This window comes from Streptosporangium sp. DT93 (assembly GCF_049844535.1).
GTDB lineage: Bacteria > Actinomycetota > Actinomycetes > Streptosporangiales > Streptosporangiaceae > Streptosporangium.
In genome coordinates this window covers 309,870-333,225 of sequence record NZ_JBNCLF010000002.1, presented here as the reverse complement: position 1 = coordinate 333,225, position 23,356 = coordinate 309,870, and the positions used below count along the sequence as shown (strand labels likewise).

The following is a 23,356-nucleotide window of genomic DNA, read 5'->3' as shown; positions in this document are numbered from 1 at the left end:
GGCCCGGGACGCGCGTCAGGTCCCGTCCGGTCCGGGGGCGGGCTCCCGGGCCGGTGCGGCGGAGCGGTAGACGCCCTCGGCGTCCACCTGGGCCGCGTGGACCTCCTCGTCGGGGGCGTACAGGCGGATCTGCACGCCGTCGGGGTCGGTGAAGCCGAGCGCGTGGCCGGCCGAGGCGCGGATGACCGGGCTGTGCGGGACGTCCAGGGCGTCGAGGCGGGCGACCCAGGCGTCGAGGCCGTCGCGGGTGACCTGAAGGGCGAAGGGATCGGCGTCGTGCAGGGCCCTGGCCAGGTCGGGGTTCTCGCGCAGCGCGATCTGGAAGCCCGCCCCGGGGACGGTGAAGCTCATGCCCCGGATCACGCCGTCCTCGTCCTCGAAGCTGATGTGGTGCTCCAGGCCGAGCACGCGCTCGTACCAGGATCGGCTCCGCTCCAGGTCGCTCACCCACAGTTTGAGATGGTGCACACCGGTCAGTACGGCGTTCAACTCGTCTCCTCAGGAGTCCGGCGTCATGGCGACGATCGTGGTGAAACGGTGGTTGCAGAATGTCGCGCGCGCCTGCGCGCGGGTGCGGCGCCGCTCGGACTGCCCGCGGTCGAGTGCCTCGAAGCTGTCGAAGCCGAGCCTGGCGGTGGCCGGGCCACCGGGGGCGATGCGGGCCGTGAACACGATCCGTCCCCGGTGCGGCAGGTGGCTCCCGGCGGCGCACCAGACGCCGTCGGCGTGCCTGCGGCAGGCCAGCACGGCGAGCCGCCTGCCGGTGGCGTCCAGGAGCGTCGCCGTGGTGGGCCCGCGCGCGCCGCGGGGGAAGCGGCCTCCCACCCAGAAGTCCCCCCAGTAGGGGGCGAAGGAGGGGGTCGGGGTCATGGTGTAGTCGAGCGTGTAGGAGATCCGGCGGCTCCCGGTCGCGCGGGGGACGGCCTTGGCCGCCACCTCGATGCCGATCAGCGGCTTCCCCCCGCACTTTTTGGCCTCCGTGACGCAGCTGGCCTGGGCCTGGGGTGGCGTCAGGGCGGCCGCGACGAGAACGAGGCCGACGGCGATCCCGAGAGCACGGCGCATGAGACCTCCGATGTGTCCTGCCCCCGAGAGCGTGTCCTGCTCCCCGAACGCTACAGGTGGCCGGGCGCTCGCGCGGGCGAGATCGGGATACCCGCCTTTCCAGCCAATAGGACATCGTACGCATCTTCAACTAAAAGCCATAAGGCATGACATGCCGTGGGACGTACCACAAAGAATTCGGAAGTCCCAGAAGGGGCCGGAGACCGGGAAGGCCGTGACGGCCGGGGAACCCGGGCGGGCGGAGAGGAGGGGGTCCGCCCGCCCACCCGGAAACGGTCAGAATACCCCGGCGAGCATGGACGTGCTTTACCGGGATTTTAACTCCCGATACATCCGTATAAATCCAGCGGTTTTCTGTATTTCGGAGGGACCGAAGTCAGCGCCCGCCGAGGCTGGGGACCGGGCGTCCGTGATCCGGCGGAGCGCACGGGGAAAGGTCAGCGCTCGCCGGGACCCGGCACCGGGCCCTCATCCTCGGCCTCGTCCCTGGGCTCGACGTAGGGCTCCTGCTCGGGCGGGTGACCCGCGGCGATCCGGCGCCCCCGCATGAGCTCGGCGTCGAACTCGGCCCCCAGCAGGATGGCCATGTTCGACAGCCAGAGCCACACCAGGAAGACCACGACGGCGCCGAGCGTGCCGTAGGTCTTGTCGTAGGAGCCGAAGTTGGCGACGTAGAGCGCGAACCCGGCGGAGACCACGACCCAGAGCAGCACCGCCAGCAGCCCGCCGGGGCTGATCCAGCGGAACCCCGGCTGGCGGACGTTGGGCGCGGCCCAGTAGAGCAGCATCACCAGCCCCGTGGCGATCAGCACCAGCACCGGCCACTTGGCGTAGTCCCAGATCGCGACCGCGGTCTCCCCCACGCCCAGCGCGTCCCCCGCCAGCCGGGCCAGCCTGCCGGTGAAGGTCACGGCCACCGCCCCGGCGGCCATCAGGACGACGAACACCAGCGTCAGCCCGATCCTGAGCGGGGTCAGCTTCCACAGCGGACGCCCCTCGCGGATGTCGTAGATCGCGTTCCCGGCCCGGACGAAGGCGGCGATGTAGCCCGACGCCGACCACAGGGCGACCAGCAGGCCGACGATCGCCAGAACGCCCCTGGCGCCGCCGCTGCCGCGCAACTGGGCGATCTGGTCGCTCACCAGCCTCGTGACGTCGCCCGGCGCGAGGATCGCGACCTGGGCCAGGATGCTGGAGATCACGTCCTGGCCGACCAGGCCCAGCAGGGAGACCAGCACGATCAGGCCGGGGAAGATCGAGAGCACCCCGTAGTAGGTGAGGGCCGCGGCCCAGTCGGGCAGCCCGTCCTGCTGGAACTCCGAGACGGTCCGCCTGAGCACCCCCCACCAGGCCCGCCTGGGCAGGTCCGAGGGGCTCTGGGGGACAAGAGCGAGCCGCCCCCGCGATGTTCCGGGAGCGGCTCTGCCGGTGCTGCGGGACATCTACTTCTTCTTGCCCCGCCGCAGGACCCTGAAGAAGATCAGCGCCAGCGCGGCCAGCACGGCGGCCGTCGCGACGGGGCGCTTGCCCGCCTCGGTGGTGACCTTGCCCGCCGCGTCCTTGAGCTCGACGGGGGTCACCTCCTTGACCCTGCCGACGACCTCGGGGGCCGCCTCCCTCACGCGGCCGACCATCTCCGGGGCGGCGGCCTTGACCCGCTCCACCATCTCGGTGGCGGTGGTCGCCGTCGCCGCGCCGACCTTGCGCAGGTCGTCGACCTTCTGACCGGCGGTCTCCTGCAGTCGGCCCTTCACATCGGTCTTGTGCACGAGTGCCTCCACGGTGTCGCCCAGTTCGCGGCGCGCGTCCTCGATGTCACGACGCACGCTCTCGGTGTCGTTCCCGCCGTCGCCTCCGACGGTCTTTCCGATCTTCGTCTCCGTCGCACCGGTGCCCGCGGCACCCCCGGTGCCCCCGGTGTTGGCGTACGGGGTGGTGTGCGCCGGGTCCGGGTCGGGGACCGCGGCGAGCGTGCCCTCGGAGGACCGGGACGCGCCGCCGTGCGCGGACGCCGGGACGTCACGGCCGTCGCCGCCGTCGCGGCCGTCACCGCCGTCGCCGGGCGCGGCGTCCGGCTGGTTCGGCGGGATGTTCAGCGACCCGCTCTCCTCCGGCGTCACGGGCTCGCCGACCTCTTTGCGGCGGGCTCCGGTGGTGCCGGCCTCGGCCTGGGGCCGCTCCCCGCCGGGGTCTGTCTCAGTCATCGGTGCGCTCTCTCCTTCACGGCGTCGATGTCGTCCTTGACGCTCTCGATGGTCCGTTCGGGAGTCGGTGGCACGGCCTCGGTGACCTGGCGCTTGCCGAAGAAGCCGAGCGCTCCGGCCACGACCAGCAGCACCGCGCCCACGATCGCCGCCGCCGCCCAGGCGGGCAGGACCTGCGCGAGCAGCAGGACCACCGCGGCGACCAGGCAGCCGCCTCCGAACAGGGCCACGACCCCGGCGCCGCCGAACAGGCCCACACCGATCCCGGCGTGCCTGCCCTTCTCGGTCAGCTCGATCCTGGCCAGGCGGAGCTCGTCCCGTACGAGACGGGAAACCTGCTCAGAAAGCTGCCGGATCAGCTCCGACGTCGGCAGCGCGTCCTTGGCGTTGGTCATGGCGTGCCTCCTCCCCCTACGGAGAGGCGTCTACCCACTCCGGCCACGGCAAACATCGTTCCGCGGCCGTGATCATGGGATCCTCCGGCGGCGGCGCCGCCCACCGGGCGGCGGGGCGTCCGCGCCCCCTCCCCGGCGGGCCGCGCGCCGCGGCGGGGAGCCCTCGCCGATCACGCGGACGGACGACCCCGGGACTACGTCATGATCATAGGGAGGCCCGCGTGTCCGGACGGCGGCAGGACGAGGGTGCGCGTGAGGATGAGCGTCTTGGGATACTGCGTGGCAGGGGTGAGCACGATCAGGAAGGCGGCACGCTAGAGATGGCACAGATCGTCGGCGGCGGTAACCCGGTCAACGACGCCGAGCGACGGGTCATCGCCCACCTGCGCGACCACGCCCCGCACGACTGGCTGCTGCTGCACAACATCGAGGTGCCCCGCGGCGACGACACCTTCGAGGTGGACGTGATCGTCCTGACCGGTCACTCGCTCTGCGTGATCGACGTCAAGGGCACCCGGGGCCGGATCGAGGTCGCCGGGACGCGCTGGTTCCCCCAGCGGCGCCAGGCGTTCGGCTCCCCGGTGACCAAGCTGCGCGGCAACGGGCGCGCGCTCAAGGGCCTGCTCACCCAGGAACGCCGCGAGCTGGGCCGGGTCTACGTCGACAGCCTCGTGGTGCTCACCGGGACCGACGCCGAGCTGATCGACCCGGCGGGCCGCGACTCCCGGCACGTCACCGACCTGGACGGGCTGATCGCCACGCTGGCCGACGTCTCCCGGATCAGGCGCGGTCACACCACCGACACCACCCCGTACGGCACCGCGATCATCGAGGCGCTCAACGGGAGCGTGCGGCGCTCCACGGCGCCGCCGAGGTTCGGCAGCTGGGAGGTCGAGGAGGAGCTGGGCGGCGACACCCGGGTCACCGAGTACCGGGCGATCAACGCGACGGTGCCCGGCAGCGAGACGGTCCTGCTGCGCGTCTACCGGGCCGACCCGCTGGCCGAGGAGGAGCCCAGGGCGGCCGAGCGGCGGCTGATCACCAACGCCTACCAGGCGCTCACCAGGATCCCGGCGCACCCGTGCGTGGTGCGTGCCCGCGACTTCTTCGCCGTCGACGACGAGAGCCGCTTCGTGCTGGTCCTCGACGACGTGCACGGCCGGGCGCTGCACCTGCACCTCACCGGCCGCCCCGGGGCGCCGTCGGACACGCTCCCGGCCGAGGTACGGCTGGACGTGGTGGAGGACATGCTGCTGGCCCTGGCCCACGTGCACGCCAACAACGTGATCCACCGGGCGCTCAGCCCGGCGTGCGTGCTGGTGACCGAGGAGGGCGGGGCGATGCTCACCGGGTTCGACTACGCCAAGCCGGGCCCGCGCGCCCACACCGTGGCCAACGAGCTGCCCAACGTCCTCGACACCCACTACGCCGCCCCCGAGTGCCAGGCGATGCCGGAGCGGATGACGGCCGCCTCGGACGTGTACGCGGCCGGGGTGATCGCCTTCCAGTTGCTGACCGGCAGGCTCCCGGCGGCCGACCCGGACGCCGAGCCCGTCTCCGGGCAGGCGCCGGTGGAGGTGATGGACCTGCTGCGGAGGATGCGCGATCACGCGCCGGGCAAGCGGCCCTGCGCCGCCGAGGCCCTGGCCGACCTGCGCCGGGCGCGGCGTCCTGAGCCGCCCGCCGCGCCGGAGGCCGCCGTGGCGGGACACCCGGCTTCCGGGTTCGTCCCGGTCCCCGAGCCCGCCCCGGCCCCCGAGCCGGCTCCGGTGCCCGCCTTCGAGCCCGCTCCGGTCTCCGGGGTCGCGAACGTTCCCGCCCCGGACGTTCCCGATCCACCCGGCGCGTCCGGGGTTCCGGGGCCGCCCGCCGTCCCGCCGGAACGGGAACCGCTGCTGGGCAGGCTCAGGGCGAGGTTCCGGCGGCTGAGGGGAAGCTGAGGGGCGGCCTGCCCCGCGGACGCGACGGTCATGGGACGGGCCGACGATCCGCCCGGCCCGTGACGGTCCCGGCGAGGCGGGGGAGGACGATCAGCGGTGGTGGGTGGAACCGCCGCGGAAGCGGTTGAGGAGCCCGCGGATCTTCTGCTGGTTGCGCGGGTCGCGGGCCATCGTCTTGGCCTTCTCCATGTTCCGCTGCCCCTGCGGGGTGCGCAGGTAGTTCTTGATGCGGTCGATCATCGAAGCCATGGTGTCCCTCCCTCTCGTGAGACCGGTCCACTACCCGGGAACACCGCCTCCAATCAGCGCCGATCCACGGCATCGGCCCACGGCCCCGGTTCACGCCCCGGTTCACGCCCCGCCCGGGGGCCGCTCAGGAGTCGACGAACTCCTCGGGGACCATCACCCGCAGGCCGTTCGGGACGGTGCGGATCGTGATCGGCGTCATCAGGCGGACCTCGCCGTCGACGTCGGCCGCCATCGGCGGGTCGGTCTCCAGGTGCATCTCGCGTCCGACCACGAAGGGGCCGCCCGCCACGCTCCGCCAGCGGCCTCCGGCGCCGCGCAGCAGGGTCTCCACCACCAGGCGCAGCCGCTTGCCCGAACCGAGCTGGTAGGCGACCAGGCGGCCGTTGTCGATGCTGATGTCCCTGGCGACCTGCCAGCCGCCGTGGAAGCGGCCGTTGGCGATGTTGAGCTGGTGGGTGAGCAGCTCGTGGCGGCGGCCGTCCACGGTCAGGAAGGCCCGGAAGGGCTTGTGGCCCGGCAGGACGGTCAGCGCGGTGAGCGGGTAGGCGGCGCGGCCCAGCAGGCGCTTCACCGTGTTGCTCACCGTGCCCGCCACCTCCACCGAGACCCCGAAGCTGGCCAGGTTGGCGAACTCGCGGTCCCCGGCGACGCCCAGGTCGATGTCGGCGACCTTGCCGGTGCGCAGCACCCGGATCGCCCCGGCGAGGTCGAGCGGGACGCCCAGGCTGCGGACGAAGTTGTTGGTGGTGCCCAGGGGCAGCACGCCGAGGGCCACGTCCCGGTGGGCGACGTGCTTGACGGCGGCGCTGAGCGTGCCGTCCCCCCCGCCCACCACGAGCAGGTCGGGTCCGGCGGTCAGAGCCTCCTCCAGGGTGGCGCGCAGCCGTTTGGGGTCGACCACGGGGAAGAGCCTGATCGGGTCGAACCCCGCGGCCCGCAGCAGGCGGACCACCTCGGGGTAGCGGCGCCGGCCGCGGCGGGAGCGCGTGTTGACGACCACGCAGATCCTGCCCCGGGTCCTGATCGCCTCGGTGTGCTCGGCCTTGCTTCGAAGCTCTCCCACGCTGCCCCTATCCGGTCGGGTCGTGCCCGTGAACATGGTAGGGCCCCGCCGTCGACGACGGCGGGGCCCTCCTGGGGGGTGCTCAGGCGATCAGGGGGTCACTTCTTCGGCGGGGTCACCTGGACGATCGCGCCGAGGTTGCCGGGGAACGGGGTCAGGAGCTTGATCTTCACTCCCAGCGCCTTGCCCTCGTCACCGGGGTTGCCGGAGCCGAGCACGTGGCCGTTGCCCATGTCGGTGCCGTACAGCTCGGTGGCGGGGGTGCCGTTCTCGTTGACCACGCGGGTGCTGTAGAGCTGGTCGCCCTTGGAGGGGACGACCACCGAGGCGTCGAAGTCGCGGTAGAACAGGCTGGTGCCGCGCGCCTCGAACCCGGGGTACCAGGTCTTGGCGTCGGTGAACTCCGAGACGCCGCGCAGCGCGCCCGTCTTGGTGCAGTACTCGCTGAACGGCTCCTCGGGCGCCTCGAAGCACTCGGTGAACGGGTACGTCTTGGCGAAGGAGAAGGCGGCGTTGGAGGTCTGCACGCGTCCCTGCATGTTCTTCAGGGTCGTGGGGTCCTTCTCGGCCGCGGTGCCGGTCCGCCGGAGCGGGTCGAAGTGGGAGTCGACCAGGATCAGGCTGCCCTTGGAGCCGATGCTGGGCGGCAGCTCCAGGTTGCCGGCCAGCGAGTTGTTGGTGTAGGTCGAGTCGCGGTACCAGACGAGCAGGCCGGGGGCGTTGTACTTGACCTTCTCCACCTTCCACGCGCCGTCACGCGAGTAGTTGGTGGTGTAGGTGTGCTGCAGGCCCTTGTCGAACCCGTCGAAGTTGCGCCACTCGGCGAGGTAGAAGCGGGAGATCTCGCGCTTGCCGTCGTTGATCGTCCAGCCCTGGCCGTGGGTGTTGGTGAAGGTGCCGCCCGCGGCGGTCCAGCCGTTGGCGCCGCCCTCGACGTCGTCGCTCCAGACGGTCTGGGTGCCGTTGGTGAGCGAGAAGTCGTCGGCGTGCCAGCCGCGCGGGGAGAAGGCCGCGTCGGTGTCGTAGGTCAGGCGGAGCTTGACGGCCGTGCCGGCGAACGGGGTGAGGTCGACGTAGTCGTGCCGCCAGCCGTCGGTGTTGCCGGTGAGGCCGTACTTCTTGTTGCCGAAGGTGGCGAGGTTCTTGTTGGGGTCGTCGTAGCCGTCGTCGGTGGAGACCAGGGCGCCGCCCTCGGTGTAGACCTTCTGCTGGGTCCAGGTGGCTCCGCCGTCGGTGGAGACCTCGATGAAGCCGAAGTCCCAGTCCTGCTCGATCTCGTAGTTGTTCCAGACCCAGAACTTCACGTCGGACCCGGCGGGCACCGGGACGTCGCGGGTGAGCTTGACGTCGGCCCACTCCTGGTCGAGGTTGGACCACCACGCCTTGGTGCCGCTGTGCGGCTCGACCATGCTCAGCGGGGCGCTCTCCAGGTTGACCCGGACGCCGTCCTCGGTGAGCTTGGGCGTGCGCGAGGCCTGGCCGATCGTGACGACGCGGGCGCGGTCACCGGGGTTGAAGACCTCGGGGTCGGCCCAGCCCAGGATCCACTTGTCCCAGATGCCCATGTGGGTGGGCATCGACTGGAAGATCGGGCCGCTGTGCGAGCCGCTGGACATCAGGTCCCAGAAGTCCACGGCGGAGGACGCCTGGCCGCTGGTGTCGTAGAGGTCCGGCAGGCCCAGGTCGTGGCCGTACTCGTGGGCGAAGACGCCGACGCCGGAGTCCTCGGGCTGCACGATGTAGTTGGAGATCTTCACGTTCTTGCCGGGCACCTGGTAGCCGCCGGCCACCGCGCTGGAGTGGGCCCAGATCGCGTACGTGCCCTCGGCGCCGCCGTCGGAGGACTTGTCCTTGCCGGCGTGGACCAGGACCAGGTGGTCGACGACGCCGTCGGGCTCGGCGAGGTTGCCGTCACCGTCGGAGTCGGCCACGTCCTCGACGTCGTAGTCGGCCCAGGGGAAGCTCGGGTCGGTGGCGACCAGGGTGTTCACCGCGTCGATGGCGAGCTGGCCGGCGCCGAGCGGGTTGTCCGGGTGGCCGCTCATGTCCTGCACGGGCTGGCCGCAGGCCCGGGCGCCGTAGTAGGCCTCGGAGTGCGGCACCTTGATCCACGGGCTGGCCTGCCCGGTGACGGTGTAGGCGCCCTTGGACATCTCCTCGTACATGTTCTTCATGGTGTGACGGGAGATGTCGATGCCCTTTTTGCCGTCCCGGGGGTCGGTCAGGTCGGTGCGGACCCGCTTGGTGATGCCCTCCTTGGTGTAGAGCATCTTGTTGAAGTGGTCGGGGCTGAAGTCGGGCACCCAGAAGCTGTTGTTGTCCTTGTGCGCCAGCGTCGCCGGGTTGGGGATCTTGTTGTGCAGGGGGCCGTTGAGCAGCGTGCCCGCCGGCTCGGTGACGCACTCGGCCGGGTCCTCGCTGTTGACGTCCAGCGGGCGGGAGAAGCCGGAGAAGTCGTCGTTGGCCTTGTCGTTGAACTCGACCAGCAGGGTCAGGAGCTTGGCGGTCCTGACGGTCTTGGACTTCTTGAAGATGAAGTCGATGGGGTTGCGCCCGGTCCTGATCGCCTCGGCCTCCCGGGAGGCCAGCACGCGCGCGGCGGCGGGGTTCCCCTCGGAGTACTTGCGGTCGATCTTCTTGGCCTGGCCGCCCCTGCGGGCGCCGGGCGAGGGCACGGCCGGGTCGTCGACCTCGGGCTCGTCCCTGGGCGGCGCGTAGTTGATGTAGTAATCGGCCGCGGTCGGCTGGTACCGCGCGACCGAGTCGTCACTGTTGGCCGAGGCACCGCCCACGGCCAGTCCCGTGACGGCCAGGCCGACCACGGGAACGATCGCGAGAAGGCGCTTGCGGGCGCCTGCTCTGCTGACTCTGCCGGACAACGTCGTCCCCTCCCTGTGCCGCGGGTTCCCCCGGGGCACGGACCTTCCGGCGCGTGGAATGAAGCGCGCCGAACCGGGACGTTAGACGAGAAAGTAAAGAAACAGTCAAGCGAATGCATGATGTTGTAAAACTGCAATAAAGCCCGCTTTCGCCCTGAATGGCGGACTTTCCGTCTGACCTGGCCGAGCGTGGCGGAACGGGACCCGGGGCGGGCTCCCGGCCCCGGAGCTCCGGAGCGCGGGACCGGTCCCACCTCGGGTCATGGGGGCGCGGGGCGGCCACCCCGCCTCAGGTCGTACAGTCCAAGCTGTGACCGCTATCTCCGAACTCGTCGCCGCGCTCACCCCGGAGAAGGTGCTGACCGACCCCGACGTGACCGGCTCCTACGCCCGCGACCGCACCTTCCTGGAGCCGGGGAGCCCGCTGGCCGTGGTACTGGCCTCCAGCCGCGACGACGTGGTCGCCGTGATGGCCTGGGCCACCGCGCACCGCGTCCCGGTGGTGCCCCGGGGGGCGGGGACCGGCCTGGCCGGAGGCGCCACCGCCGTCGAGGGCTGCGTCGTGCTGGCGCTGCACCGGATGACGGCCATCAGGGAGCTCTCCCCCGCCGACGAGATCGCCGTGGTGGAGCCGGGCGTCATCACCGCCGACCTGGACCGGGCCGCGCGCGAGCACGGGCTGATGTACGCCCCCGACCCCTCCTCGTACGAGATCTCCACCATCGGCGGCAACCTGGCTACCAACGCGGGCGGGCTGCGCTGCGTGAAGTACGGCGTCACCCGCGACTCGGCCCTGGGCCTGGAGGTCGTGCTCGCCGACGGGCGGGTGATCAACACCGGCAGGCGCACCGTGAAGGGCGTGACCGGGTACGACCTGACCGGTCTGTTCGTCGGCTCCGAGGGGACGCTGGGAGTGATCACCGCGGCCACCGTCCGGCTGCGCAGGGCACCGGCGGTCCACCCGACGACGATCGCGGCCGAGTTCGGCTCGCTCAGGGACGCCGCGGCCTCCGTCTCGGCGATCATCGCGGCCGGCTGCCAGCCGTCCCTGATGGAGATGCTGGACCGCAACACGCTCAAGGCCATCGACGACTGGCGGCACATCGGCCTGGAGGAGGCCACCCGGGCGATGCTGATCGGCCAGTCGGACGCGGCGGACGGCCCGGCCGTCGCCGCGCGCATGGCCGAGATCTGTACCGCCACGGGCGCGACCTTCGTGGCGGTGTCGTCGTCCCCCCAGGAGGCCGAGGAGCTCATCGCGGTCCGGCGGATGGCCTACGAGGCCAAGGAACGGCTGGGCACGTGCCTGGTGGAGGACGTGTGCGTGCCGCGCTCCGCGCTGCCGTACATGATCGAGAAGATCGAGGAGATCGCGGTCGCGCACGACGTGCTGATCGCCACCGTCGCCCACGCCGGGGACGGGAACCTGCACCCGGTGTTCGTCTTCGACCGCTCCCTGGCCGAGCCCCCGCCCAACGTGTGGGCGGCGGCCGACGCGGTCTTCCGGGAGACGCTGCGGATGGGCGGCACGCTCACCGGCGAGCACGGCGTCGGGCTGATGAAGCGGCGCTGGCTGGCGCTGGAGACCGGGCCGGTCACCGAGGAGATCCACCACGGGATCAAGGCGGTCTTCGACCCGCTGGGCATCCTCAACCCCGGCAAGGCCATCTGAGCCCGGCCCCGCGTCCCGTTCCCCGGCGGGACCGGTCCGGGGTGCGGCTCGCGTCTCCCCTGGCAAGGCCGCCCCCGTCCCCCGGCGGGGTCTCGCCCGAGATGCGGCCCTCCACCTCCGGGCAGGGCCGTCCGCGTCCCCCGGCGGGGTCGTCGAAGATCCGCCTCATCGCCCCCGCTGGTAGCGTTCCTCACCACGCATTCCATTCGCGGGGTCTTGTCAGGGGGCATCATGGCGGAGCCGCTCACGCCGGAGGACCCCCGTCGGCTGGGTGGGTTCGAGCTGCTCGGCCGGCTCGGGACCGGCAGCCAGGGGACCGTCTACCTGGGCCGGGGCCCGGAGGGCGAGCCGGTCGCCGTCAAGCTGCTGCACCACGGGTCGGCCGGCGACCCCGAGGCCAGGGCCCGCTTCCTGCGCGAGGTCTCGGTCGCGCGCAGGGTCGCCCGTTTCTGCACCGCCCCGGTCCTGCACGCCGACCTCGACGGCAGCCGTCCGTACATCGTGAGCGAGTACGTCCCCGGCCCCTCCCTGCGCCACCTGGTCGAGCGGGAGGGGCCCCGGCGCGGCGCCTCCCTGGAACGGCTGGCCATCAGCACCGCCACCGCGCTGGCCGCGATCCACCGCGCGGGCATCCTGCACCGCGACCTCAAGCCCGCCAACGTGCTCATGGGGCCCGAGGGCCCGGTGGTGATCGACTTCGGCATCGCCAGGGCGCTGGACTCGCCGGGGACGACGGCGACCGGGGTGACCATGGGGACCCCGTCCTACCTCGCGCCCGAGCAGCTGGGGACGGGCGAGGTGACGGCCGCGGCCGACGTGTTCGCCTGGGGGGTCACGATGGTCTTCGCGGCGACCGGCAGGCCCGCGTTCGGCCAGGACTCCATCGCCGCCGTGATCAACCGGATCCTCAACGCCGAGCCCGAGCTGGGCGCCCTGGAGGGGCCGCTGCGCGACCTGGTCGCGGCCTGCCTGTCCAAGGACCCGGCGCTGCGCCCGGAGGCCGAGCACCTGGTCGGCCGCCTGACGGGCGCGATCCTCCTCCCCGCCCCCGGCGGCGGTACGGCAGGTACCGGTACCGGTTCCCCGGTCGGCCTCACGACCGGTTCCACGTCCGACTCAGCGACCGGTACCGAGGGCGACTCCACAGCCGGTCCCAGGGGCGTCTCAGCGGCCGGTTCCGAGGGCGATTCCATGGCCGGTGCCACGGCCGGCGCACCGGTCGGGGACACCCGGAGCGGGAGTGTGCCGCTCGTGGACACGGCCGTGCCGGGAGGTCCCCGGGGCGGCGGGCCCACCGATGGGGAGCCCTCGCCGGAGCGGCCACGCCGGCCGATGCGGCTCCTGTTCGCCGGGGTGGCGGTGGTGGCCGCCCTCGGCACGGCCACCGGGGCCATGGTACTCCTCCAGAACGAGGAGAGCGCCGCGGCACGGGGGGCGATCCCCGGCGCGGCGGGGAACGGGCCAGGCCCGGCGGCCGCTCCCGGCGGCCCGTCCGAGGCCGGGCGAGAACCTCCCGTCCCCGCCGAGGACGGAACGACCACCGCGGCCCCGCCCCAGCGGTCCCGGCACGTCGCACAGCCGTCGCTGCGACCCGGCGGAGGCCGATGGGCGGAGGCCGGAGAGGGGGAACGGGAATCCGGCGGCGCCTCCTCCGCGAACCCGGCGGCCACGGGCACCGGGCCGGCCCCGTCCGCCGAACCGACGGCATCGGCGCGGCCGACCAGGACTCCCGGCGGCTCCCCGGCCCCCGGCACGTCGGGCGGACCGACCGCCACGCCCTCCGCGCGACCGACGGTGAAACCCACCCCCACGCCGACCGTCAAGCCGACGCCCGTGCCGACGGTCAAACCGACCGCCAGACCCACGACCAGACCGACGGTGAAACCCACCGTCAAGCCGACCCCCAAGCCCACCGTCAAGCCGAGCCCGAAGCCCACCCCGCGCAGATCCAACCCGTACACGGCCACCGGGGTGTGCGGCGGCGGCTACCGGGTGGTCGGCTCCCACGCGCTGGGCGGCGCCGCCACCGTCTACCTGCTCCACGACACCGCCGCGGGCCGGAACTGCGTCGTGACCATGTCGAGGTATGTGGTCCCCGGCAAGGTGGCGATGAACGCGACGCTCCGCGTGAAGGGCGGCTCCCGCGGGGGCAACCCCGGCAGGTTCACCGCCTACGCGGGCCCGGTACGCCTCCCGGCCGCCAGGAAGTGCGTGATCTGGGGCGGCTCGTACGGCTCGCTGTCCTGGAGAAGCGGCTGGAGCCACTGCGGCTGAACGCCGGGTGGCCGGACATCCGGGTGGCCGGGCCCCCGCGCGTCCGGCCGGTCATTCAGGCGTCCGGGCGGCCGAGTCCCCGGGTGTCTGAAGGCCATCACGAGATCAAGGGGGACGTCGACCCGCTCGGTGTCCTCGTCCCCGACAGGGGCGTCCGGGCGGCGGGGAGATTCGTCCCACCGTCCATGCCGGTCGCGTTCCTCACCGTGCGGCGCGTTCGCCCGGTCCCGTCGGGAATCGTCGTGACGCCGTAATTTTGTCGGACCCATCGGTTACCGTCGATTCTCGTCGGCTTCCGTTGATTTCCACCGGGCGCCGTCCGTGCTTTCTTCGTCCGCAACGCTCATCGGCCTTTGAAGTCACCGAGCGGTTTTTCTCGTGTTCACGATGCAACCGGCTCGCGGATTTCTCTTCGCGCGATTCCGTGCCGGATCGGCTTACCTTCAGGGGGTTTCCTTCCCAGGCGATCGCCGACCCCCGACTTTCGGGGTAAATTTTCGGCTTCATACGAAGATCGCCCTGATGTGGTGCGGCCGGATCTCCTCGACCGGACGGAGTCATGATGAATCTGGCGACCACATCTTAAGGGCTTCTACCTGCGAGATCACTCGACGGACCACGGCGTCAAGGAGAAGAAAAACGTCACACTCATCGGGAAGGCGGCCCTTTCATATTCGTCGGCAGAAGCAGCACCGCCGAGATTGTTACCTTTCGTTGACAAAGACCTGCCAGGATTCACCGGTCAAGATCGAATGAGAGGAATCCTGTGAAATCATCAACCGTGGCCATGCGCCGGATCGGCGGACTGGTGGCCGTTGTCGCCCTTGTCTCCGGCGCTTTCACATCGGGGGCGCAGGCGGCCCCCGGCCCCGTTGTCTTCGGTAAGGTTTCCGCCTCGCCGAAGGCCCATAACGGCCCCTGCCCGAAGACCGTGACGCTGTCCACCACGGTGAAGGTCAAGGCCCCGGTGGCGCTGAAGTACGCGTGGACCTTCAGTGACGGGGACAGGAGCCGCGCCAGGACCTACCGGGTCGGCGGCAAGGGCCTCAAGACCGTCCGGCTCTCCACCGCGCTCAAGGTCACCGGTGACGCCCGTGGCTGGGGTGCGGTCCGCCTGGCAGGCCCGGTGAGGAAGACCTCCGGAAAGGCCTTGTTCGCCGTCACCTGCACCGGTGACGACGAGAGCACGGGCGACGTGTGGAACAGCGTTTCCGTCTCCGCCGTGGAGGCAGGCGGTCCGGGAGCCGGCAGGCCCGAGGCCGACAGGCCGGACAGCGGGACCACCCCGCCCCCCGCCGGGCAGGACGACGACCCCGCCCGGAACACGGTGCGCAAGGTGAGCATCGCCCTTGAGCGGACCGACCCGTCGAAGTGCCCGGTGAACTTCAAGCTTCACGGCTACTTCGAGGGGCTCCCCGCCGGCGCGCAGACTTTCCGGTACCGCCTGGCCGGCACCCGGGAGTGGAAGACCGTCAACGTGCCGGCCGACCACGGGGCCGTCTTCACCACCGTGCTGGACACGTTCACCTGGGACCACGAGTCGGGCGAGAGCTCGGCCCGGATCGAGATCGACCAGCCGGACGGCCTCACGTCCAACGTCTTCCACTACTTCAAGTGCGAGCCGCGGCTCTCCGGCGTGCGGTTCGGCGTCATGGCCGAGGACGTCAAGCCGACCGACAGGGGCGGCCCGCTGGCCGAGCTGATGGCCGACTCACAGTGGGAGGCGGTCCAGGCCGTCTCCGGCGCGCAGTTCGCCCTGGTCAGCAAGCTCTCGATGAGCGCGCCCCGCTTCAGCCTGAAGGCCGGTCCCGTGACCGTCGAGGATCTGCACGGCCTCACCCCCGGAAGGAAGGTCATCGACGTGCACTCGATGACCGGCGCGCAGCTCAAGACGCTGCTCGGGCACGCGACCCCGGCGATCGGGGTGCTGACCCCCTCGTCCGCGCTCCGCTACACGCTGAAGGGCGGGACGGTCACCGAACTCACGCTGAACGGCACCCCGGTGACCGACACGCAGGTGCTCAAGATCGCGGCCAACTGGTACCTGTCGGGCGGCCAGGAGGGCTTCCCCGCGTGGCGGGGGAGCCTCGGCGTCTACCACGGCGGACCGGACGACGAGGCGGCGCTGGCGTCGTACATCGCCAATCACTCGCCGGTTCACTCCCCGAAGGGCGACCGGGTCACCGTTCGCTAGGTTCACCGCCGGCCCGCACGATCGGACGGGACGTCCGAGGGCCGGCTCGTCGCGACGGTCGCCGGGCGGAACGTGTCCCGCCCGGCGACCGTGGCGGTCGTCGACGAGCGGTTCCCTCAACTGCCCTTCTTCTTGCCGGCGCCCCATCCCATGAAGGCCGCGCCCAGCCCGGCGCCGATGGCGACGCCGATGCCGATGCCCATGGCCAGGTTGTCGAGGGCGATCCCCAGGGCCGTGCCGATGGCGAGACCTACGCCGATGCCGAGGGGGAGACCGGCGGCGTAGGAGTCGTTCTTGGACGTGTTCGATGCTTCGTCAGGCGTGTCGTTCATGGCCTGCCGCTTCCCGGCACCGTCTGCTCCATACGCGTTTTCGCTGAAATTTCTTCAGGAACCTCACCGGCCGACCACCGTGACCGACGCGATCGCAGGGACGTCCTTCGGTACGGCCGGCCGTCTTTCCGCCGCCGCTCGCCGAATCCGGAGTGTGGACCGGGTCACCGTCGCATGACTCGGTAACGGGCCGGACGGGGAGGGCCGTCCGGCATGGTGACATGGCAGTCAGCCCGGGTGCCGCTCGTGGTCGCCGGGCGGGCAGGACGGGTCGCACAGCAGGTCGACCCAGACGTCTGCGACCGGCGCGGTGATCTGCTCGACGGCCTCCGCCGGGAGCACGTCGTCGGTGATGTCGGCCCAGATCAGGCGTACGGCGGCAGCCAGCGTGACAACGCTGGTACCGCATCCCGCGCAGATGCGCACACCGCCGGGCAGGTCCAGGACGGACAGCGGGCCGTTCACCGGGATCTCCACTCCGCGCAGACGAACCAGACGGTCTTGCCATCCGGATCGCCGTTCTGCGCCGGCACGACGCCCCACCTGTCGGCGTAGGCCGTGACGATCGCCAGCCCGCGACCGTGTTCCTCGTCCGGACCGGCCGGGGTCGGGGTGGGCCATGCGGTGCCGTGGTCGGTGACCTCTCCTCGTACGATCCGTCCGTACTGGTACAGGGCGAGGGTCACCGGAGCCTTCCCGTGCAGGATCGCGTTGCTCACCAGTTCGGACACGACCATGGTCACGTTCTCCACCACGCTGGGCACGTCCCAGACGGTGAGGGTCTCACGCACGAGACCACGCGCCTTGCCCACTGTTTCGGGATGGACGGGCAGGTCCCAGTTCGCCTCCCGCGTTTTGCTGTCGGCCCTTATGGGAGGTGGAACGGCGTTAGGGTTCTTCATAGATCAGGAAACTCCGAGTTCTTGGTTCAGTCCTCGGGCGGGTGGTCGAGTCGCCACGCCCGAGGACGCCGGGGCCATACCTTCGCTTGTTGTGATCAAAACGAGCGCATGCGACGAGCGAAACGGTGGCGCGTCTGATCAGGCCTTGCACAGCGTCGTAAGTGCGCCCCCCCGTCAGCGTGATCGAGCTTCCAGCGCGGCTTTCTGTATCTCCGTGGACAACGCCCGTCTCCATGCGCGTGGCTGACGAGCCTTTCTACGAGCGAACATGATCATTCACGAGCAGCTGCCATCACACGGAGTTATGAGTGCTATCTTCATCGTGACTGATCACGTTGATACTTTCAAGGCGATAGTTTCAATATGAGACTATGTCCCATTTGCTACAAAGGGGGAACTTGTGGCAAGTCCTACGGTTCGTCGACGCCGCCTCTCCGCCGAACTCATTCGCCTGCGTGAGCAAGCCGGCCTCAGTGTCGAGGAGGCGGGGCGCCGATTGGAGTGGTCACGTGGTCGCCTCAACAAGATGGAGGCCAACAAATGGACCAGACCAGATCTGGGAAACATCCGGGCGCTTCTGGACCTCTACGCGGTCACGGATCCAGTGCAGCACGAGGCCATTCTTACGCTCGCCCGTCAATCAAGAGAGAAAGGCTGGTGGTCCAACTACCAGGACATCTGGCGCGGCTCCCTTGCGGGATTCGAAGCAGAAGCATCCTTGATAAACACATATGAGGATCTTCGCGTGCCCGGACTGCTCCAGACCAAAGACTACGCCGCAGCGATGTTCAAGGGTGGCCAGGTGATGGAGGACACGCAGATCAGTCGCCGCGTGGAGGCACGGCTGACAAGGCAGACCATCCTGCACGACAAGACGTGCCCCGCCCTCTGGGCCGTGATCGACGAAGCCGCGCTGACCAAGACCGTAGGCGGTCCGTCGGTGATGCGGCAACAACTGCGGCACATCATCGAGATGAGCGCCAGACCGAACATCCACGTTCAGGTCCTCCCCGACTCCGCCGGAGCCCATGCCGCGATGGATGGAGCGTTCACAATCCTGAATTTCCAGGACCAAGATGATCCAAGTATTGTCTACATCGAAACCGCGACAAGTGACCTGTATCTGGAGACTCACGAAGAGCTTCAACGCTATAAGCTCATCTTCGACCTCATACGGTCATCTGCGCTCAGTCCGAGCTCGTCCGTAGCGCGTATGGCCGAATTGATCGATCAGTTGAACTGAGAGGCGATCATGAACACTCCCCGAACCTCCTCGCCGACCTGGCTGAAGAGCTCTCTTTCCGGCTCGGGCGACAACTGCGTCGAGGTCGCCACACTCCCCGGTGGAGGTCAGGCCGTACGGGACTCCAAAGACCCCGGCGGCCCCGTCCTGACGTTCCCCTCAAGAGAATGGGCCGTATTCATTCGCGGTGTCAGGAATGGCAATTTAGGCTGACGTCACTCGCCATACAGGCATGATCGCGACAAACCGCCGGGCCAGGGCTGTCGTCTCGGGAGCGGCTCGGCCGGTGGCCGGTGGCCGGTGGCCGGTCGAGGAAATCCCGGTTGTGAGCTAACGTACTTGACGTGATCGTCAAGTCTGAGACGCTGGGTGACCGGGGCCGTCGCACCCGGGCCGCGCTCGTGCGGGCCGGGCGGGAGGCGTTCGAGGAGCGCGGTTACGACGCGGTGCGCGTCGACGACGTCTGCGCGCGCGCCGGGGTCTCGCACGGCACCTTTTACACCTACTTCGGATCGCGCGAGGAGCTGTTCCGCGAGGTCGCGGCCGCCGTGGTCGGCGAGATGTTCAGCGCCAGCCTGGTCGGGCCCGCCGCCGGGGACGCCCCCTACGCCCGCATCGAGGCCGCCAACCTGCTCTACCTGCGCGCCTGGGCCTCCAACTCGCGGCTGGTACGGATGCTGGAGCAGGCCGCGATCGGCGACGAGAGCTTCCGCGACCTCCTGCTCGAACTGCGCGAGGTCTTCGTGCGGCGGGGCGCCGAGGGGCTGCGGCGCCTGCAGGAGCAGGGCCTGGCCGACCCGTCGCTGGACCCGCGGCTGACCGCGGTGATGCTCGGCGGGATGGTCGAGCACTTCGCCCACGTCTGGCTGGACCTCGGCGAACGCGCCGACGAGGGGACCGCGGTCGCCCTGCTCTCGACGCTCTGGGCTCGGGCCATCGGCCTGACGCCCACACCGGCGAACCGCACCACGGACCTGACGGTGACGTCAACGGTGACGAAGGAGGCGCGGCCATGACCCTGCCGGACATCCCGGCCGACGAGTACCGGGCACGGCGCGAGGCGATGCTCACCAAACTGGCCGAGCTCGACGCCGAGCACGCCAAGGCCGTGGCGGGCGGCGGCCCCAAGTACGCCGACCGGCACCGTGCCCGGGGCAAGCTCCTGGCCAGGGAGCGGATCGAGCTGCTCGTCGATCCCGACTCGGCGTTCCTGGAGCTGTCGCCGCTGGCCGCCTGGGGCAGCGACTTCCCGGTGGGAGCGAGCGTGGTCACCGGGATCGGGGTGGTCGAGGGCGTCGAGTGCGTGATCGTCGCCAACGACCCGACCGTGCGGGGCGGCGCGTCCAATCCATGGACGCTGCGCAAGACGCTCAGGGCGGCCGACATCGCCTTCGAGAACCGGCTGCCGCTGATCAACCTGGTGGAGTCGGGCGGGGCCGACCTGCCGACCCAGAAGGAGATCTTCATCCCGGGCGGGCGGATCTTCCGCGACCTGACGCGCCTGTCGGCGGCCGGGATCCCCACGATCGCCCTGGTCTTCGGCAACTCCACGGCCGGCGGGGCGTACGTGCCGGGGATGAGCGACCACGTGGTCATGGTCAGGGAACGCGCGAAGGTCTTCCTCGGCGGGCCGCCGCTGGTCAAGATGGCCACCGGTGAGGAGGCCGACGACGAGTCGCTGGGCGGCGCCGAGATGCACGCCCGCGTCAGCGGGCTGGCCGACCACCTGGCGGCCGACGAGCACGACGCCCTGCGGATCGGGCGGCGGATCGTCAGGAGCCTGAACCGCTCCCGGCTCGGCGTCTCCCCCGGGCCGGCGCGCGACCCTTCGTACGACGAGGACGAGCTGCTGGGCATCGTGCCCGAGGACCTGAAGGTCCCGTTCGACCCGCGCCAGGTGATCGCCCGGATCGTGGACGGCAGCGACTTCGACGAGTTCAAGCCGCTGTACGGCGGGAGCCTGGTGACCGGCTGGGCCCGCCTGCACGGTTATCCGGTCGGCATCCTGGCCAACGCCCGGGGCGTGCTGTTCAGCGAGGAGGCGCAGAAGGCGGCGCAGTTCATCCAGCTCGCCAACCAGACCCGGACGCCGCTGATCTTCGTGCAGAACACCACCGGTTACATGGTCGGCAAGGAGTACGAGCAGGGCGGCATCATCAAGCACGGCGCCATGATGATCAACGCGGTGTCCAACTCGACCGTCCCGCACATCACGATCGTCATGGGCGCCTCGTACGGGGCGGGCAACTACGGCATGTGCGGCCGGGCGTACGGTCCCCGCTTCCTGTTCGCCTGGCCCAGCGCGAAGTCCGCCGTCATGGGGCCCGCCCAGCTCGCCGGGGTGCTGTCCATCGTGGGCAGGGCCGCCGCGCAGGCCCGCGGCCAGGTCTACGACGAGGAGGGCGACGCGGCGATGCGGCAGCTCGTGGAGGCGCAGATCGAGGCCGAGTCGCTGCCGTTCTTCCTGTCCGGCCGTCTCTACGACGACGGCGTGATCGACCCCCGCGACACCAGGACGGTCCTGGGCCTGTGCCTGTCGGCCGTCAACAACGCCCCCGTCCCGGAGCCCTCGGGTTTCGGCGTCTTCCGGATGTGATCGTGACCATGCCCGTGCCCGCGAACCCGCACGCGAACGCGCCGGAGAACGTGCCTGTGACGGTGATCCGCCGTCTGCTGGTCGCCAACCGGGGCGAGATCGCCCGTCGCGTCTTCCGTACCTGCCGCGACCTCGGCATCGAGACCGTCGCGGTCTTCTCCGACGCGGACGCCGGCGCGCCGCACGTGGCCGAGGCCGACCACGCGGTACGGCTCGGCGGCGCCAGGCCGTCCGAGAGCTACCTGTCCGCGGACAGGATCGTCGACGCGGCCCGCAGGTCGGGGGCGGACGCCGTCCACCCCGGCTACGGCTTCCTGTCGGAGAACGCCGCCTTCGCGCGGGCCGTACCGGAGGCGGGGCTGACCTGGGTCGGGCCGCCCGCGGCGGCCGTCGCCGCGATGGGGTCCAAGATCGAGGCCAAGGCGCTGATGGCCGGGGCGGGCGTGCCGGTGCTGCCCGGCTTCACCGCCGGTCCCGGCTACTCCATGGACGACCTGGAACGGGACCTGGACGCGGTGTTCACCCGGATGAGCGGGTCCGCGTCCGGGTGGCCCGTACCCCTGCTGGTGAAGGCGTCGGCCGGGGGCGGCGGGCGCGGGATGCGCGTGGTGCGCCTGACCGACGACCTGCCCGAGGCCGTCGAGTCGGCCCGCAGGGAGGCCCTGGCGGCGTTCGGGGACGGCACGGTGTTCGTCGAACCCCTGCTGGAGGGGGCCCGGCACATCGAGGTGCAGATCCTGGCCGACGCGCACGGGACGGTGTGGACGCTGGGCGAGCGGGAGTGCTCGATCCAGCGGCGGCACCAGAAGGTGGTCGAGGAGACGCCGTCCCCGGCGCTCTCCCCGGCGACGCGGGCCCGGCTGTTCGACGCGTCCGTCACCGCCGCGCGGACCATCGGGTACGTGGGCGCCGGGACCGTCGAGTTTCTGGTCGCGGGAGACACGGTCGCCTTCCTGGAGATGAACACCCGCCTGCAGGTGGAGCACCCGGTGACCGAGTGCGTGTACGGGATCGACCTGGTCGCGTGGCAGCTTCGCGTCGCCGAGGGCGCCCGGCTTCCGGAGGCGCCGCCCGAGCCCTCCGGGCACGCCGTGGAGGTGCGCCTGTACGCCGAGGACCCGGCGCGGGACTGGCTCCCGCAGAGCGGCACCCTGCACCGCTTCGCCGTGCCCGGCGTGGACTCCCGCTTCGCCCCGGCACCGGGCGGCCGGTACGGGCTCCGGCTGGACTCCGGGGTGGAGGACGGCTCGGAGATCGGCGTGCACTACGACCCGATGCTCGCCAAGGTGATCGCGTACGGGGCGGGCCGCGACGACGCGGTGCGCAGGCTCGCCGCCGCGCTGGCGGGCGCGCGGATCCACGGCCCGGTCACCAACCGGGACCTGCTGGTCGCGGTGCTGCGCCATCCGGCCTTCCTGGCCGGGGAGACGCACACCGGGTTTCTCCAGGAGCACGGCCTGACCGGTCCGGCGAGCGGGTCCCCCGGCGACGCGGCGGACTGTCCCGTGGCGGACGTCGGGAACGGCCTTACGGAGGGCGCCGGGGACGGCCTTGCGGAAGGCACCGCGAACACCGCGAACACCGCGAACACCGAGGACGGCAATACCGACGGCACGACGCACGAGCCGGGGGACGCCGACGGTCACGGCCCGCCGAGCGGTCCCGAGGTCGTGCGGCTGTCCGCCCTCGCCGCCGCGCTCGCGCGGGCCGCGGCCAACCGGGAGGCGGCGACCGTGCAGGCGGGGCTGCCGAGCGGGTGGCGCAACGTGGTGTCGCAGCCGCAGCGGGCGGTCTTCGCCGAGGCCGAGGCCGAGGTCCCGTACCGGATCACCAGGGACGGCCTGCGGGCCGAGGGCTTCCCCGGCACGGTCCTGGTGAGCGCGACCCCCTCGCTGGTCGTACTGGAGACCCGGGGCGTACGGCACCGGTTCGAGGTGGCGCGCTACGACGGCACGCCGGGACCGGCATCGGCAGGAACGACGGGGACGACGTACGTGGACTCCCCGCTCGGGGCGGTGCGGCTCACCCCGCTGGACCTCCTGCCCGAACCCGTGGACCACGTACCCCCCGGCTCCCTGACCGCCCCCATGCCCGGTACGGTGCTGCGGGTCGACGTCGTCCCCGGGGAGACGGTCGGCGCCGGGCAGGCGGTCGTGGTGCTGGAGGCGATGAAGATGGAGCACCGGATCACCGCGCCCGCGCCGGGTACGGTGACGGCGGTTAACGTGACGCCAGGACGCCAGGTGGAGGCCGGGGCGGTACTGGTCGTGATCGAGGAGCGGGCGTGACCCCTCCTGCCGAGCCGCGGCCCTTCGCGGAGAGGAGCGGGATGAGAACCGATGGAGGTT

20 protein-coding genes are annotated in these 23,356 nt (G+C 71.1%); 9 read left to right on the top strand and 11 right to left on the bottom strand.

Annotation, left to right across the window (positions count from 1 at the left end; translation table 11 throughout):
* Positions 1–15 precede the first annotated feature (15 nt).
* The 5 genes from ACLQ2R_RS06695 to ACLQ2R_RS06675 form a co-directional block, all read right to left on the bottom strand.
* On the bottom strand, positions 16–489 hold the full coding sequence (locus ACLQ2R_RS06695) for a VOC family protein (RefSeq protein ID WP_425958442.1): 474 nt from the start codon (positions 487–489) through the stop codon (positions 16–18).
* Between the two features lie 9 nt (positions 490–498).
* Complete coding sequence (locus tag ACLQ2R_RS06690) at positions 499–1,065, bottom strand: hypothetical protein (protein ID WP_425958441.1); 567 nt, start codon at positions 1,063–1,065, stop codon at positions 499–501.
* A 437-nt stretch (positions 1,066–1,502) separates the two neighbouring features.
* Positions 1,503–2,507, bottom strand: coding sequence for a YihY/virulence factor BrkB family protein (locus tag ACLQ2R_RS06685; protein ID WP_425958440.1), 1,005 nt, complete (start codon positions 2,505–2,507; stop codon positions 1,503–1,505).
* Complete coding sequence (locus ACLQ2R_RS06680; RefSeq protein WP_425958439.1) at positions 2,508–3,269, bottom strand: DUF3618 domain-containing protein; 762 nt, start codon at positions 3,267–3,269, stop codon at positions 2,508–2,510.
* Positions 3,266–3,664, bottom strand: coding sequence for a phage holin family protein (locus tag ACLQ2R_RS06675; protein ID WP_386238011.1), 399 nt, complete (start codon positions 3,662–3,664; stop codon positions 3,266–3,268). The genes ACLQ2R_RS06680 and ACLQ2R_RS06675 overlap by 4 nt, the downstream gene beginning before the upstream one ends.
* A 320-nt stretch (positions 3,665–3,984) precedes the next feature.
* Between ACLQ2R_RS06675 and mads6 the strand changes: the two genes are divergently transcribed.
* Positions 3,985–5,604, top strand: a complete 1,620-nt coding sequence (gene mads6 / locus ACLQ2R_RS06670; protein WP_425958438.1) for a methylation-associated defense system protein kinase MAD6 — start codon at positions 3,985–3,987, stop codon at positions 5,602–5,604.
* Between the two features lie 90 nt (positions 5,605–5,694).
* Here mads6 and ACLQ2R_RS06665 read toward each other — a convergent pair whose 3' ends face one another.
* From ACLQ2R_RS06665 to ACLQ2R_RS06655, 3 genes are all read right to left on the bottom strand, one after another.
* The gene (locus ACLQ2R_RS06665; protein ID WP_425958437.1) at positions 5,695–5,853 is read right to left on the bottom strand and encodes a hypothetical protein; all 159 of its coding nucleotides are present in this window, start codon (positions 5,851–5,853) and stop codon (positions 5,695–5,697) included.
* Between the two features lie 124 nt (positions 5,854–5,977).
* Positions 5,978–6,916, bottom strand: a complete 939-nt coding sequence (locus tag ACLQ2R_RS06660; protein WP_425958436.1) for a diacylglycerol/lipid kinase family protein — start codon at positions 6,914–6,916, stop codon at positions 5,978–5,980.
* Positions 6,917–7,014: 98 nt separating this feature from the next.
* Positions 7,015–9,795 (bottom strand): immune inhibitor A domain-containing protein, encoded by a 2,781-nt coding sequence (locus ACLQ2R_RS06655; RefSeq protein ID WP_425958435.1) that lies wholly within the window; start codon positions 9,793–9,795, stop codon positions 7,015–7,017.
* Positions 9,796–10,105: 310 nt separating this feature from the next.
* Between ACLQ2R_RS06655 and ACLQ2R_RS06650 the strand changes: the two genes are divergently transcribed.
* The 3 genes from ACLQ2R_RS06650 to ACLQ2R_RS06640 all read left to right on the top strand — a co-directional run bounded on the left by ACLQ2R_RS06650 (position 10,106) and on the right by ACLQ2R_RS06640 (position 15,935).
* Positions 10,106–11,467 (top strand): FAD-binding oxidoreductase, encoded by a 1,362-nt coding sequence (locus ACLQ2R_RS06650; protein WP_425958434.1) that lies wholly within the window; start codon positions 10,106–10,108, stop codon positions 11,465–11,467.
* A gap of 231 nt (positions 11,468–11,698) precedes the next feature.
* Positions 11,699–13,741 carry a protein kinase domain-containing protein gene (locus ACLQ2R_RS06645; RefSeq protein WP_425958432.1) on the top strand — a complete coding sequence of 681 codons (2,043 nt, stop codon included), beginning with the start codon at positions 11,699–11,701 and terminating at the stop codon, positions 13,739–13,741.
* 931 nt (positions 13,742–14,672) lie between these two features.
* Complete coding sequence (locus tag ACLQ2R_RS06640) at positions 14,673–15,935, top strand: 5'-nucleotidase C-terminal domain-containing protein (protein WP_425958431.1); 1,263 nt, start codon at positions 14,673–14,675, stop codon at positions 15,933–15,935.
* A 116-nt stretch (positions 15,936–16,051) separates the two neighbouring features.
* Here ACLQ2R_RS06640 and ACLQ2R_RS06635 read toward each other — a convergent pair whose 3' ends face one another.
* From ACLQ2R_RS06635 to ACLQ2R_RS06625, 3 genes are all read right to left on the bottom strand, one after another.
* A complete protein-coding gene (locus ACLQ2R_RS06635; RefSeq protein WP_425958430.1) occupies positions 16,052–16,267 on the bottom strand; it encodes a hypothetical protein in 216 nt (71 codons plus the stop codon).
* A gap of 228 nt (positions 16,268–16,495) precedes the next feature.
* Positions 16,496–16,732 (bottom strand): hypothetical protein, encoded by a 237-nt coding sequence (locus tag ACLQ2R_RS06630; protein WP_425958429.1) that lies wholly within the window; start codon positions 16,730–16,732, stop codon positions 16,496–16,498.
* Positions 16,729–17,169 carry an ATP-binding protein gene (locus ACLQ2R_RS06625; RefSeq protein ID WP_425958428.1) on the bottom strand — a complete coding sequence of 147 codons (441 nt, stop codon included), beginning with the start codon at positions 17,167–17,169 and terminating at the stop codon, positions 16,729–16,731. Before ACLQ2R_RS06625 ends, ACLQ2R_RS06630 begins: the two co-directional genes overlap by 4 nt.
* Positions 17,170–17,569: 400 nt before the next feature.
* Here ACLQ2R_RS06625 and ACLQ2R_RS06620 point away from each other — a divergent pair, with 400 nt between their 5' ends.
* The 5 genes from ACLQ2R_RS06620 (at position 17,570) to ACLQ2R_RS06600 (ending at position 23,296) form a co-directional block, all read left to right on the top strand.
* On the top strand, positions 17,570–18,412 hold the full coding sequence (locus ACLQ2R_RS06620) for a helix-turn-helix domain-containing protein (RefSeq protein WP_425958427.1): 843 nt from the start codon (positions 17,570–17,572) through the stop codon (positions 18,410–18,412).
* 9 nt (positions 18,413–18,421) lie between these two features.
* Positions 18,422–18,625, top strand: coding sequence for a DUF397 domain-containing protein (locus ACLQ2R_RS06615; RefSeq protein WP_425958426.1), 204 nt, complete (start codon positions 18,422–18,424; stop codon positions 18,623–18,625).
* A 131-nt stretch (positions 18,626–18,756) separates the two neighbouring features.
* Positions 18,757–19,428: a TetR/AcrR family transcriptional regulator gene (locus ACLQ2R_RS06610; RefSeq protein WP_425958425.1), complete on the top strand. Its 672-nt coding sequence runs from the start codon at positions 18,757–18,759 to the stop codon at positions 19,426–19,428.
* The gene (locus ACLQ2R_RS06605) at positions 19,425–21,008 is read left to right on the top strand and encodes an acyl-CoA carboxylase subunit beta (RefSeq protein WP_425958424.1); all 1,584 of its coding nucleotides are present in this window, start codon (positions 19,425–19,427) and stop codon (positions 21,006–21,008) included. The genes ACLQ2R_RS06610 and ACLQ2R_RS06605 overlap by 4 nt, the downstream gene beginning before the upstream one ends.
* A gap of 8 nt (positions 21,009–21,016) precedes the next feature.
* Positions 21,017–23,296, top strand: coding sequence for an acetyl/propionyl/methylcrotonyl-CoA carboxylase subunit alpha (locus tag ACLQ2R_RS06600; RefSeq protein ID WP_425958423.1), 2,280 nt, complete (start codon positions 21,017–21,019; stop codon positions 23,294–23,296).
* The last annotated feature ends 60 nt before the right edge of the window (positions 23,297–23,356 follow it).

Excerpts from the sequence above, each read along its gene's own strand:
- ACLQ2R_RS06690 (WP_425958441.1), bottom strand. The coding sequence starts at position 1,065 with ATGCGCCGTGCTCTCGGGATCGCCGTCGGCCTCGTTCTCGTCGCGGCC.
- ACLQ2R_RS06685 (WP_425958440.1), bottom strand. The coding sequence starts at position 2,507 with ATGTCCCGCAGCACCGGCAGAGCCGCTCCCGGAACATCGCGGGGGCGG.
- ACLQ2R_RS06680 (WP_425958439.1), bottom strand. The coding sequence starts at position 3,269 with ATGACTGAGACAGACCCCGGCGGGGAGCGGCCCCAGGCCGAGGCCGGC.
- ACLQ2R_RS06675 (WP_386238011.1), bottom strand. The coding sequence starts at position 3,664 with ATGACCAACGCCAAGGACGCGCTGCCGACGTCGGAGCTGATCCGGCAG.
- mads6 (WP_425958438.1), top strand. The coding sequence starts at position 3,985 with ATGGCACAGATCGTCGGCGGCGGTAACCCGGTCAACGACGCCGAGCGA.
- ACLQ2R_RS06665 (WP_425958437.1), bottom strand. The coding sequence starts at position 5,853 with ATGGCTTCGATGATCGACCGCATCAAGAACTACCTGCGCACCCCGCAG.
- ACLQ2R_RS06645 (WP_425958432.1), top strand. The coding sequence starts at position 11,699 with ATGGCGGAGCCGCTCACGCCGGAGGACCCCCGTCGGCTGGGTGGGTTC.
- ACLQ2R_RS06635 (WP_425958430.1), bottom strand. The coding sequence starts at position 16,267 with ATGAACGACACGCCTGACGAAGCATCGAACACGTCCAAGAACGACTCC.
- ACLQ2R_RS06625 (WP_425958428.1), bottom strand. The coding sequence starts at position 17,169 with ATGAAGAACCCTAACGCCGTTCCACCTCCCATAAGGGCCGACAGCAAA.
- ACLQ2R_RS06615 (WP_425958426.1), top strand. The coding sequence starts at position 18,422 with ATGAACACTCCCCGAACCTCCTCGCCGACCTGGCTGAAGAGCTCTCTT.
- ACLQ2R_RS06605 (WP_425958424.1), top strand. The coding sequence starts at position 19,425 with ATGACCCTGCCGGACATCCCGGCCGACGAGTACCGGGCACGGCGCGAG.
- ACLQ2R_RS06600 (WP_425958423.1), top strand. The coding sequence starts at position 21,017 with ATGCCCGTGCCCGCGAACCCGCACGCGAACGCGCCGGAGAACGTGCCT.